This is a genomic window from Alteromonas sp. ABH4_453 (assembly GCF_056160665.1).
The window spans coordinates 87,380-99,779 of the sequence record NZ_JBSWXP010000006.1; the positions used below are offsets into that span (position 1 = coordinate 87,380).

General features: G+C 45.4%; 13 protein-coding genes. All 13 read left to right on the top strand.

The genetic code is table 11. The features are described from left to right. Nucleotides 1–29 precede the first annotated feature (29 nt). The 13 genes from flhF (at nucleotide 30) to ACXAGV_RS13075 (ending at nucleotide 12,391) form a co-directional block, all read left to right on the top strand. Nucleotides 30–1,439 carry a flagellar biosynthesis protein FlhF gene (flhF, locus tag ACXAGV_RS13015; RefSeq protein WP_474873641.1) on the top strand — a complete coding sequence of 470 codons (1,410 nt, stop codon included), beginning with the start codon at nucleotides 30–32 and terminating at the stop codon, nucleotides 1,437–1,439. A 5-nt stretch (nucleotides 1,440–1,444) separates the two neighbouring features. Further along, nucleotides 1,445–2,311 (top strand): MinD/ParA family protein, encoded by an 867-nt coding sequence (locus ACXAGV_RS13020; RefSeq protein ID WP_039223052.1) that lies wholly within the window; start codon nucleotides 1,445–1,447, stop codon nucleotides 2,309–2,311. Then, a complete protein-coding gene (locus tag ACXAGV_RS13025) occupies nucleotides 2,308–3,039 on the top strand; it encodes an RNA polymerase sigma factor FliA (RefSeq protein ID WP_039223050.1) in 732 nt (243 codons plus the stop codon). The genes ACXAGV_RS13020 and ACXAGV_RS13025 overlap by 4 nt, the downstream gene beginning before the upstream one ends. A gap of 36 nt (nucleotides 3,040–3,075) precedes the next feature. Continuing rightward, nucleotides 3,076–3,459 carry a chemotaxis response regulator CheY gene (cheY, locus tag ACXAGV_RS13030; RefSeq protein ID WP_025254383.1) on the top strand — a complete coding sequence of 128 codons (384 nt, stop codon included), beginning with the start codon at nucleotides 3,076–3,078 and terminating at the stop codon, nucleotides 3,457–3,459. A gap of 34 nt (nucleotides 3,460–3,493) precedes the next feature. Beyond that, the gene (locus tag ACXAGV_RS13035) at nucleotides 3,494–4,249 is read left to right on the top strand and encodes a protein phosphatase CheZ (RefSeq protein WP_474873642.1); all 756 of its coding nucleotides are present in this window, start codon (nucleotides 3,494–3,496) and stop codon (nucleotides 4,247–4,249) included. Nucleotides 4,250–4,261: 12 nt separating this feature from the next. Then, a complete protein-coding gene (locus tag ACXAGV_RS13040) occupies nucleotides 4,262–6,502 on the top strand; it encodes a chemotaxis protein CheA (protein WP_474873643.1) in 2,241 nt (746 codons plus the stop codon). 28 nt (nucleotides 6,503–6,530) lie between these two features. Beyond that, the gene (locus tag ACXAGV_RS13045; protein ID WP_474873644.1) at nucleotides 6,531–7,661 is read left to right on the top strand and encodes a protein-glutamate methylesterase/protein-glutamine glutaminase; all 1,131 of its coding nucleotides are present in this window, start codon (nucleotides 6,531–6,533) and stop codon (nucleotides 7,659–7,661) included. Between the two features lie 28 nt (nucleotides 7,662–7,689). Further along, nucleotides 7,690–8,454, top strand: a complete 765-nt coding sequence (locus ACXAGV_RS13050) for a ParA family protein (protein ID WP_474873645.1) — start codon at nucleotides 7,690–7,692, stop codon at nucleotides 8,452–8,454. Between the two features lie 7 nt (nucleotides 8,455–8,461). Next, a complete protein-coding gene (locus tag ACXAGV_RS13055; RefSeq protein ID WP_474873646.1) occupies nucleotides 8,462–9,268 on the top strand; it encodes a chemotaxis protein CheW in 807 nt (268 codons plus the stop codon). A 17-nt stretch (nucleotides 9,269–9,285) separates the two neighbouring features. Continuing rightward, nucleotides 9,286–9,777 (top strand): chemotaxis protein CheW, encoded by a 492-nt coding sequence (locus ACXAGV_RS13060; RefSeq protein WP_039223036.1) that lies wholly within the window; start codon nucleotides 9,286–9,288, stop codon nucleotides 9,775–9,777. 59 nt (nucleotides 9,778–9,836) lie between these two features. Then, nucleotides 9,837–10,271 carry a DUF2802 domain-containing protein gene (locus tag ACXAGV_RS13065; protein ID WP_474873647.1) on the top strand — a complete coding sequence of 145 codons (435 nt, stop codon included), beginning with the start codon at nucleotides 9,837–9,839 and terminating at the stop codon, nucleotides 10,269–10,271. A gap of 110 nt (nucleotides 10,272–10,381) precedes the next feature. Next, nucleotides 10,382–11,320: a homoserine O-succinyltransferase MetA gene (gene metA, locus ACXAGV_RS13070; RefSeq protein ID WP_474873648.1), complete on the top strand. Its 939-nt coding sequence runs from the start codon at nucleotides 10,382–10,384 to the stop codon at nucleotides 11,318–11,320. 3 nt (nucleotides 11,321–11,323) lie between these two features. Next, a complete protein-coding gene (locus tag ACXAGV_RS13075; RefSeq protein WP_474831474.1) occupies nucleotides 11,324–12,391 on the top strand; it encodes a homocysteine S-methyltransferase family protein in 1,068 nt (355 codons plus the stop codon). Nucleotides 12,392–12,400: the final 9 nt, after the last annotated feature.

Sequence of the window (12,400 nt, forward strand, 5' to 3'; positions counted from 1 at the left end):
TCTGACACTGGGTGATTGGAGAGGTTGCAATGAAAATTAGACGTTTCTTCGGCAAAGATATGCGTGAGGCGTTAAGCCAAGTTAAAGCTGAATTGGGCAGTGACGCTGTGATCATGTCAAATCGCAAAGTCGCTGACGGCATTGAACTTGTAGCAGCCTACGACAAAGAGCCTGAAGCCAAGCTTTTCACGCCCAAGGCGGCGCCACAAGCCGCTGCTAAAACACCTGGTCAAAAGGCTGTGCCTAGCCTAAGCGAAATCATTGGTGATGACGGGCCTGATAGCCTGAAAGCCCTGTTAGAAAAGCAGCACGGTGGAACTAATAGTGTAGCGAGTCCCGCGCAATCTAACCAACCAATGACAACAAACGCTAAGCACGCTAATGAAATTGCTTCGCACTTAGACTTTTCAGAGGCGTTTATTGACGATATAGAAAATCAATCATCTGTTGAAGATACTGTTAGTCAACACGCTTTCCCAGAACATCAAGCCTCAAGCATGGGCGAAACGTCGGTATCTCAGTCGGCAGAACTTGCACAAATCAAAGAAGAGTTAGCTTCACTTCGCGATGTATTACAGTATCAAGTTGCCGATTTAATGGAAGCGAAGAACAAGCGTCAAAAACCTGTTCATCAATACCTAGTGACGCGATTAACTGATATGGGTTTAAGTAGCGCGCTTGCAACACAGCTTATTAGCTATACACCAGCCCACTACAACGAACGTGACGCATGGGTTTATCTTCTTAACCTATTGGCTAATCGCATAAATGTTACTGGAAACGATATACTTAGTGCACAAGGTGCTGTTGCACTGGTAGGACCAACCGGTACCGGTAAAACAACTACTGTTGCGAAGCTTGCAGCCCGTTATGCGCAGAAATATGGTGCAGAGTCGGTTGCAATGATCACTATAGATACATATAGAATTGCAGCCTATGAGCAGCTAGCGACATACGGAAAGATCATTGGCTGCACGGTGAGAAAAGCACAGACTAGTGAAGAACTGGCTGATTTATTATTCCAACTTCGCCATAAGCGACTAGTATTGATTGATACAGCAGGTTTTAGTCAACGTGACAGTCGATTAATTAAGCAAATTAAGCAGTTCGACAACGGCCAAATGCCAAAAGTAAAAAAATATTTGGTAGCGCAAGCGAATACGCAATATCCTGCTTTGCAGAGAATTATTCAGGCGTATGATGATATTGAACTAAGTGGCTGTATTTTCACAAAGTTAGATGAATGCTACTCTTTGGGAGAGGTGCTTAGTGCAGCAGTTGAATACCAACTACCGGTTAGTTATGTCACCGATGGTCAAAAAGTGCCTGAAGACATTAAGATTGCAGAAGCGAAATCTTTGGTTTCCGCTGCTGCAAAGCTTTATAAAAAGTACGGTTTGAATCATACTAGTAGTAACAACGCAATTAAAACAGCATAAGCAGTATGATTGACGATCAAGCGAGTAGCTTAAGAAAAATGAAGCAATCACGGTTAATCAAAGTAATCGCCGTCACTGGTGGTAAAGGTGGCGTAGGTAAAACGAACATTACACTGAACACCGCTATCGCGATGGCGAAGCAGGGTAAGCGAGTAATGGTTCTTGACGCTGACCTTGGCCTTGCCAACGTAGATGTCATGTTAGGGCTAAGGGTTGAGAAAAACCTATCTCACGTGCTCTCTGGAGAATGCACGTTGGACGAAGTGTTAGTGACCGGTCCTCACGGCATTAAGATTGCGCCTGCCACATCAGGCACGCAGTCAATGGCAGAGCTTTCACCAACGCAACACGCTGGTTTGATCAGAGCGTTTAGCGAATTACGCTCTCAGATAGATGTGCTAATCGTCGACACCGCGGCAGGCATATCAGACATGGTATTGAGCTTTTCAAAGGCCTCACAAGATATCATGGTCGTTGTATGCGATGAACCAACATCTTTAACAGATGCTTACGCACTAATAAAAATTCTTAACCGCGAGCACGGAGTTTTTCGTTTCAAAGTCGTAGCCAATATGGTTCGCGATGTGCGTGAAGGTCAGGAATTATTTAGCAAATTAAGCAAAGTGACAGGGCGTTTTCTCGATGTTGCTCTAGAATTAGTGGCGACAGTGCCATTCGACGAGAATATTCGCAAGGCGGTGCGCAAGCAAACTGCTATTGTTGACGCCTTTCCAGGCTCTCCGGCAGCAGTAGCGATAACTAAGTTGGCAAGTAAAGCACTTACGTGGCCAATTCCAGCGCAGCCCGGTGGACACTTAGAGTTTTTCATTGAACAATTAGTTGCAGAAAAAGCCGTAGGAAGTCAGCGTTGAACAGCAAGGCAGCCGCTTATCAACAACAAACAGATAAATCGCAGTTAGTCGAAAGACATGCGCCTCTGGTAAAGCGAATTGCGCATCATTTGATTGCGCGACTGCCTGCCAGCGTACTTGTTGATGACCTTATTCAATCAGGCATGATTGGGTTGCTAGAAGCCGCACGAAACTTTGACGGCTCTAAAGGCGCAAGTTTCGAAACCTTTGCAGGAATTCGGATCCGTGGTGCCATGCTCGACGAAATACGAAAAGGTGATTGGACCCCGCGTTCTGTTCACCGTAACGGCCGCGCCATAACGGAAGCGATATCTCAAGTAGAGAGCGAGACAGGGCGCGATGCACGAGATTCTGATATTGCTGACAAGCTTAACGTAAGCTTGCAGGATTATCACCAGATGCTTAATGAAGTAAATGCCGGAAAGCTGGTGGGTATTGAAGATTTAGGTGTGTCGGAAGATGTTATTACTACTGAACAAAGTAGAGGTAGTGACGCACCGTTAGAAGATTTAATGCAGGGTGCTTTTCAAAAAGCGCTTGCCCATGCAATTACGACATTACCTGAGCGAGAAGCGATTGTACTTTCACTTTATTACGATGAAGAACTAAACTTAAGAGAAATAGGCGAAGTTCTTGATGTAAGCGAGTCGAGAGTCAGTCAAATTCATAGTCAAGCCATGTTAAAACTCAAATCACGAATGAAGTCGTGGCAAGCTGACGAAGAATAGAGATTAATAACAATTAACCCCTCACTGGAGGCTATTTTGGACAAAAGCATGAAAATTCTCGTGGTCGATGACTTTTCTACCATGAGACGAATCATCAAAAACCTGCTTAAAGATTTGGGTTTTGCCAACATCCAGGAAGCGGATGACGGAAGCACTGCATTACCTATGTTACAACAGGGCGATTTCGACTTTGTTGTGACCGATTGGAATATGCCTGGTATGCAGGGCATCGATTTGCTTCGCGCTATAAGAGCAGACGACAAGCTTAAGCATTTGCCTGTGCTTATGGTTACTGCGGAAGCGAAAAAAGAGCAAATCGTTGCAGCGGCGCAAGCAGGTGTAAACGGTTATGTTGTAAAACCGTTCACAGCAGCAACACTAAAAGAAAAATTAGATAAAATATTCGAACGTTTAGGTTGATCCAGACGCTCACCAGATAAATGAGGTTCACTGGATGTCAACGAATGTAAACGTTCCAATATCGTTAGAGGAAGCAAAACAACTTGTCGCTTTTCTTGAAGAAGGCGATAAGACTTCAGCTAACGCACTACTTGAAGCCGTCTCAATGAAAGAGAATGTTGAGTTGTTTGCTGAAGTAGGAAAATTGACGCGTCAACTCCACGACGCGTTGAATAACTTTCAAATAGACGACCGCATCAAAAATTTAGCTACAGATGACATTCCTGATGCGCAATCCCGCCTTACCTACGTAATTGAAGAAACTGAAAAAGCTGCTAATACTACTATGGATGCCGTTGAGGCGAGCATGCCGATAGCAGAAATGCTGTCGGAGCGGATCGAAAAGGTCATGCCAGAGTGGAAGAAGCTTATGAATCGCCAAATCGAACTAGGTGAATTTAAGGCTTTATGCGCAGACTTAGACGAATTATTGGAAGAAGGTTCGGCTCAATCAGCTAAACTTACACAACTGCTTACCGAAGTGTTGATGGCACAGGGCTATCAAGACTTAACAGGGCAGGTTATTCGTCGCGTTATCGACCTTGTTAAAGAGGTAGAAGATAGTCTTGTAAACATGCTTACCATGTTTGGGGAACGCGACGGTACAGAACACACTAAACCATCTAGCGATAAGGCCGATAAGGTTGATGGTGTAGAGGCGGAAGGCCCAATCATTGATGCTGACCAACGAGACGATGTCGTTTCAGGTCAAGATGATGTAGATGATCTTCTGTCTAGCTTAGGTTTTTAGGGGAGCGGGTGCATGTCGTTTGATGTTGACGAGGATATATTACAGGACTTTTTGGTTGAGGCCGGAGAGATACTTGAACAATTACAAGAACAGCTCGTTGATCTTGAGAACAATCCTGAAGATGCGGATTTACTAAATGCAATTTTCCGCGGCTATCACACAGTAAAAGGGGGAGCTGGCTTCCTTTCTCTCACTGAGTTAGTTGAAATTTGTCACGGTGCAGAAAACGTTTTTGACGTAATGCGCAATGGCCAAAGAACGCTAACACCTGAATTAATGGATATTATTTTGCAGGCCACGGATGTGGTCGTTGAAATGTTCGAGCGCGTAAAAGCGCGCGAACCATTGGAGCCTGCAGATGCACACCTAGTGGACGTCTTACACAAATTAAGTCGCCCAGAATCTCCAGATGAAAACATATTCGATAACGCTAGTGCGCCCGCTGCCGAGCCAGAGGTGGTTGCTGAAGAGCCTGAGTTAGTTATAGAAGAGCCAGCACCGTCAACGTCTGATGCTAATGACAGTAGTGGTGGTATTGACGAAATTACCGAAGATGAGTTTGAGGCTCTTCTTGATGAGCTTCATGGTTCGGGTGCCCCAGGGCAGTCAGCACCAGCTAAAAGCGAACCTGCTAAGTCATCAGCGCCGGCGGCGAGTTCAGATAGCGATGATATTACCGACGAAGAGTTCGAAGCACTGTTAGACGACCTTCACGGAAAAGGTAAATTTAGCAGTGAAGAAAAGGCGGCTGCGCCAGCACCAGCATCTGCAACGCCATCTTCATCAGCAACCAGCGCAGGTGACGAAGAAATTACCGACGATGAATTCGAAGCGCTACTAGACCAGTTACATGGTTCTGGCCAAGGGCCGACTAAGCAGGGCGCGGCGTCAACGACGCCAGAGCCTCCTGTAGATAAAGCAGCAACAGAAGCTGTTCAGAAAGCAAAACAAGCTGCGCCAGCCGCGCCTAAAGCGACACCAGCGCCTAGCGCTGCAGCGCCAGCTAAAACAAGCGCACCTGCTGCGCCTAAAGCAGCGCCGAAAAAAGACGAGAAGAAGGCGGCACCTGCTGCGCCTCCTGCTGAGACTACAGTACGTGTAGATACCAAGCGCCTTGACCAAATCATGAACATGGTAGGTGAACTCGTACTAGTGAGAAACAGGCTCATTAGCTTAGGTATCAACAGTAACGACGAAAGCATGTCAAAAGCCATCGCCAACTTAGATGTGGTAACGGGTGACTTGCAAGGTGCGGTAATGAAAACCCGCATGCAGCCTATCAAGAAGGTGTTTGGTCGTTTCCCTCGTGTTGTTCGAGACCTCGCGAGAAGCTTAAAGAAAGAAATTACCTTAGAGTTGGTGGGTGAAGAAACCGATTTAGATAAAAACTTGGTCGAAGCTCTGGCCGATCCCCTCGTGCATTTGGTGAGAAACTCTGTCGACCATGGTATTGAGATGCCGGATGACCGTGCTGCTGCGGGTAAGCCTCGCATGGGTACGGTTCAGCTATCAGCATCTCAAGAGGGCGATCACATTCTTCTTACTATCGAAGATGATGGTAAGGGAATGGATGCAGAGAAGCTAAAAGAGATCGCTATTAGTCGTGGCGTATTAGATGCGGATGCAGCAGCGCGTATGTCTGACGTTGAGGCGTTTAACTTGATATTTGCACCAGGCTTTTCCACTAAGACTGAAATTAGCGATATTTCTGGTCGTGGTGTGGGTATGGACGTGGTTAAGACCAAAATTAACCAGCTCAACGGTACCGTGAACATTGATTCGCAGCTAGGAAAAGGCACGCGACTAGATATCAAAGTCCCGCTAACATTGGCCATTCTCCCGACGCTAATGATTGTTGTAGGAAAACAGACCTTTGCGTTACCATTAGGTGCGGTGAACGAAATAATAAACATGGACATCAAGAAGACCAACACGGTCGATGGCCAGTTAACAATGATTGTTCGTTCAAAAGCAATTCCTTTGTTTTTCCTTGGTGAATGGCTAATCCGAGGTCCCAAAAATATCGATAAAGAAAAGGGGCATGTTGTTGTGGTACAAATTGGTACTCAGCAAGTTGGATTTGTTGTAGACGCGCTAATAGGCCAAGAAGAAGTGGTTATTAAACCGCTTGATGCATTGTTGCAAGGTACGCCCGGTATGGCGGGAGCAACAATTACGTCAGACGGTGGAATTGCACTAATTTTAGATATTCCTAGCCTGCTAAAACGGTACGCGCGTAAACCCATCAAGTAAGGCGATGAATTAACAGGAATGATAATCCATGGTCTTTAAAGTCCTAGTCGTGGACGACTCGACCTTTTATCGCCGCCGAGTAAGAGAAATACTTGACGGCGATAGAGAACTTGAAGTTGTTGGGGAAGCGAGAAATGGGCGTGATGCACTCGACAAAGCCGAGGCGCTTAAACCCGATGTAATAACCATGGACGTTGAAATGCCAGTTATGGATGGTATTTCGGCCGTTAAGGCCATCATGGATAAACGTCCTACACCTATTTTAATGTTCTCTTCACTAACGCATCACGGCGCCCAAGCGACGCTTGACGCGTTAGAAGCGGGCGCGTTAGATTTTTTACCCAAAAAATTCGAAGACATCGCTCAAGATAGGAAAGATGCTTCGCGGCTACTTTGTACTAAAGTTAGGTTGATAGCGCGAAGAGGACTGGGGTTGAAGCGCCCATCCTTTCGCAATATTGAGACCAGAAAGCTTCCTGATAACGCGCCTAAACAAGCGTTTTTCAAAACCTCGGGGTTACTTTCTGGTCATAAAGACGCGGCTAAGCAGCCTACCGTTTCGTCTGTAAGACCAACAGGGAAGCAGTATAAATGTTTGGCAATAGGGGCATCAACAGGTGGGCCTGTAGCACTTCAAAAAGTGCTTTCTCCACTTCCTGGAGATTTCCCGTACCCCATTTTACTTGTGCAACATATGCCCGGCACCTTCACTAGTGCATTTGCACAGCGCCTAGACAGCAATTGCAAAATTGCTGTGAAGGAAGCTGAGCATGGCGATATTTTGAAACCTGGGCATGCTTACCTTGCGCCCGGAGGCAAGCAAATGCTTATTGAATCTGTTGGTCACAACAAGCGAGTTTCTATTGTTGATGCAACTCAGGCCGATAAGGTGAGCTATAAGCCAAGTGTAGATCTCACGTTTAGCTCTTTAGCTAAAGCCTATGGTGGGGATATTTTGGGAATCATATTAACGGGTATGGGAGCAGACGGTAGAGAAGGCTGTCGACTACTTAAAGATAAAGGTGCGACTATTTGGGCACAAGACCAAGACTCCTGTGTGGTTTATGGTATGCCTCAAGCTGTCGCCTCGGCCAACATATCGAGTAAGAATATTAGTATCGATGATATGAGCAGTTGCGTTCAAACCGAAATGCGATAGCACTTTGAATAGTAATGGAACAGCAATTATGAAAGTGTGGACGGTAGCAAATCAAAAAGGCGGAGTAGGTAAAACTACTACCACCGTAAGCCTTGGTGGCTTGCTTGCTCAAAAGGGCAAGCGAGTGCTTATGATTGATACTGATCCACACGCATCGCTTAGCTATTACTTTGGCATTGATGCAGAAGCGACAAGTCATTCAGTTTACGACATTTTTATTAATTCTAATGAGATTTCTGCCGATAAAGTAATGGACTGTCTCAGCCCTACAAAGCTCGACAATTTATACGTGCTACCAGCGACCATGGCTCTGGCAACCTTAGACAGAACCATGGGTAGCGAACAGGGTATGGGTTTAGTGCTAAAAAAAGCACTCGCAAAAATAGCTGATGAGTTTGATTTTGCCATTATCGACTGCCCACCTGTTTTGGGCGTGTTGATGGTCAATGCATTAGCGGCATGCGATAAGGTTATTGTGCCGACTCAGACAGAATATTTAGCGCTTAAAGGTTTGGATAGGATGATCCGAACAATGGAAATAATGGGGCGCTCGTTAAATAAGTCCTTTGACACCCTGATTATTCCAACTATGTTTGATAAGCGTACAAACGCCGCATTGGCGTCAAGAAAACGATTAATGAGCGATTACGGGGAGCGCGTCTGGGAAGGAGTGATTCCGGTTGATACGCACTTTAGAGATGCAAGCTTGGTACAGCTTCCTATCTCTGCTGCGTATCCAAAGACGAGAGGTGTAAATGCCTACGAGAAACTGCTAGCCGTATTGGAGAAATAACAAAAGCATGAGCAAGCAATCGCCATTTGCCCGAGAAGAAGTAATGGAGGCATACCTAGACAGCCTTCTTAAAGAGCCAGAAACACCTGAAGATGTGACTGTGCGCACGGCAAAATTGCTTGAGCAGGCTTCTCAGCAGATGGCTGAAACAGCGCTCGCTTCAACAACAAATGAAAGTGAGTCACCATCGAATGAGCAAGAGGCGATAGCAGAGAAGGTTACATCATTAATTGAAACGCAAAAAGTCGAGACGGTTGATGATGAACAGCAACATTTTTACCCTGAAACTTCAGCAGAGCAAGAAGAAAACGCTGCGTTAAATCGCGCCGAAAAAATAAAAGTTCCACTAAAGGATACTCTCGGCTTTCGTTTTCAGGCGCTATTCTTTGAGGTGGCGGGATTAACACTTGCGGTGCCATTAACATCGCTAGGTGGTATCCACCAAATTGAAAAAATAGGCCCTTTATTTGGAAAACCTGACTGGTTTATGGGTGTAATGTTGCACAGAGAGTCTAAACTAAGTGTTGTTGACTCTGCAAAATGGGTAATGCCGGAAAAATATGACGAAAACCTCGCACAATCACTCAACTACCGATATCTTATAATGTTAGGAGAGAGCGTGTGGGGTTTAGCAAGCGAAAAGCTTGTAAACACAGTCAATTTGACTACCGATGATGTTAAATGGCGCGAGTCCACAGGTAAGCGTCCCTGGTTAGCAGGGATGGTTAAAGAAAAAATGTGCGCGTTAATTGACGTTGAAGAATTAATATCTATGCTTAACAAAGGCTTAGGCAGTAACGACCAGACGCCATAGTATTGGGAGCCAGGTTCATGAGCGACGAAAGAATGAATAATAATGCTACCGACAGCAACGACGAAGTCCTTCAATGGGTGACGTATCGCTTAGGTGAAGAAACTTACGGTATTAACGTAATGCAGGTACAAGAAGTCTTGCGTTATACCGAAATAGCCCCTGTACCCGGTGCACCAGACTATGTGCTTGGTATTATCAACTTGCGTGGTAACGTTGTAACGGTTATTGATACACGTGCTCGTTTCGGATTACCTCCAACAGAAATTACTGACAATACCCGTATCGTTATTATTGAGTCTGACGAGCAGGTGGTTGGTATTCTGGTGGATAGTGTAGCCGAAGTGGTGTACCTGAAATCTTCAGAAATTGACAGTGCGCCTAACGTTGGTACTGAAGAGAGTGCTAAGTTTATCCAAGGTGTAAGTAACCGCGACGGCGAACTGCTTATTCTTGTAGATCTTAATAAATTGTTAAGCGACGAAGAGTGGGATGAGCTTAGCAACATCTAAATAAATGAATAGGCGGTATTGACTATAATACTGCCTACATTTCCCCAAGGGTTATGTCCATGGATTGGCAGCTTGCTGCACCTACCTTATTAGAACTCATACTGTGTATTCTTGTAGTTATACTCATCGCCGCGATGGGTGTGCTGTATTCACACATTAAGCAGTTGCGTTCTGCATTAAGCGAAAGTCAGCAAGCCAACGCAGAGGCTATTGCCCGTGCAGAAGCGCTCGCTAAAAATGCAAACAATCAACAAACTGAGGCCCAAGCTCGTACATTGGTTATTACTCGCCACCTTCAAGAGCTAGAAGAGAAACAAACTGATATTGAAAACCAGCTTCGAGAACTAAAGCTTCAAGACCCTTCATTACGTTTATATCAGCGTGCTGCAGACTTAGTTAAGCAGGGGGCTAGTATTGACGAGATTATTGAAGCCTGCGATATTCCTCGCGCTGAAGCTGAAATGTTAGTAATGGTGCATAAGCAAAATAGCTAACGTTTTCCCACCAGGTAAAAAAAACGTTTAGACGTCTAGACGTAAAGATGTTGACATATCGCCAGTTATAGACACAATACAGATATTGTAATTTATCACTGGAGTCCTCTATGCCAATTCGTATTCCTGAGCAGTTACCCGCGCAGAACGTACTACAAGGTGAAAACATTTTTACCATGGACATGGACAGGGCTGCCAATCAGGATATTCGTCCTCTTGAAGTCGGCATTCTTAATTTAATGCCGAACAAGATAGAAACAGAAGTACAGTTACTTCGCCTGCTGTCGAATACGCCGCTACAAATAAACGTAGACTTGATTCGCATTGATAATCAAGCACCCAAAAATACTCCACAGTCACACATGGATGCCTTCTATCACGACTTTTCAGCAGTCGCGAACAAAAAATACGATGGGCTTATTGTAACCGGTGCGCCTCTTGCGCTTATCGATTATGAAGAGGTGAAGTACTGGGACACTATGACGACAATACTGGAGTGGGCGCAGCGACACGTTAACTCTACTCTGTATTTATGTTGGGCTGCCCATGCCGCCATGTATCACTTTTATGGTATTACACGTGAAATCAAAGATGAAAAGTTTTCTGGTGTCTTTAAACATCAAGTAAACGACCCTAACAATGAACTGTTAAGAGGCTTCGACCCAACTTTTCACGCTCCCCATTCTCGTTACGGGCATATTGATACTTCGCTGTACAACAGTGTTGATGGGCTGAGCGTTGTAGCGGAGTCTGACGATGTAGGCGCTTATATTGTAGCGTCAGAAGACAAGCGTATGGTGTTTGTAACGGGTCACCCAGAGTACGATCCAGATACGTTAAAAGACGAATATTTACGGGATATTGCCGCGGGACAAACGCCGTCAATGCCGAAAAACTATTTTCAAGGGGATGATCCAGCCAAGTCTCCTATTGTACAGTGGCGCTCGCACGGCAGCCTATTGTTTACAAACTGGCTGAATTATTATGTCTATCAGACCACGCCTTACGATTTAAGTCAGCTTGCTGAAAAGTCACAGCCAAAGAGGTAGCACGTGAGCCAAAGATCACATTCAAACGCGCAGGCAACGCTTACAGAAGCCGCTAATAAACGCATTCTAATTTTAGACGGTGCAATGGGCACTATGATCCAGCGCCATAAGTTAGAAGAAGAAGACTATCGCGGGAAGCAGTTTGCCGACTGGCACTGCGACGTAAAGGGCAACAATGATCTGTTGGTCCTTACTCAGCCAGATATTATTTACCAAATTCATTGCGATTATTTTGAAGCTGGTGCGGATATTATTGAAACGAATACGTTTAACGCCACGACTATCGCTATGGCCGATTATGATATGCAGGCCCAATCGCGGGATATTAATTTAGCCGCGGCTAAATTAGCGCGTAAAGCTGCCGATGCATTCACAGCTAAAACCCCCGAGAAACCGCGTTTTGTTGCCGGTGTATTAGGTCCAACAAACCGCACGGCGTCTATTTCACCTGATGTTAATGACCCAGGTAAGCGCAATGTCACCTTTGACGAACTAGTGGAAGCGTATAGTGAGTCTACCGAAGCACTTATTGAAGGTGGCGTAGACTTAATCATGCTTGAAACTATATTCGATACGTTAAACGCGAAAGCAGCTGCGTTTGCCGTGGAGTCCGTATTTGAAAAACTGGGTAGGGCTTTACCTGTGATGGTATCAGGTACTATCACCGATGCTTCAGGGCGTACGCTCTCTGGTCAAACCGCAGAAGCGTTTTATTACTCAATGCGACATATTAGCCCATTTTCCTTCGGCTTAAACTGCGCATTAGGCCCGGATCTATTGCGTCAATACGTAGATGAAGTGGCCAATGTTAGTGAGTGCTTCATATCCGCACACCCTAATGCAGGCTTACCTAATGAATTTGGTGAATACGATATGGAAGGTCCAGAGATGGCCGAGCACATCAAAGAATGGGCGCAGTCAGGGCTAGTAAATATCGTAGGTGGCTGTTGTGGCAGTACCCCAGAGCACATTCGCGATATTGCTAACGCGGTCGAAGGTATTGCGCCACGCAAGCTACCCGAATTTGAACCTAAAATGCGTTTGTCAGGCCTAGAGCCGTTTGTACACTAGGAGGGCATA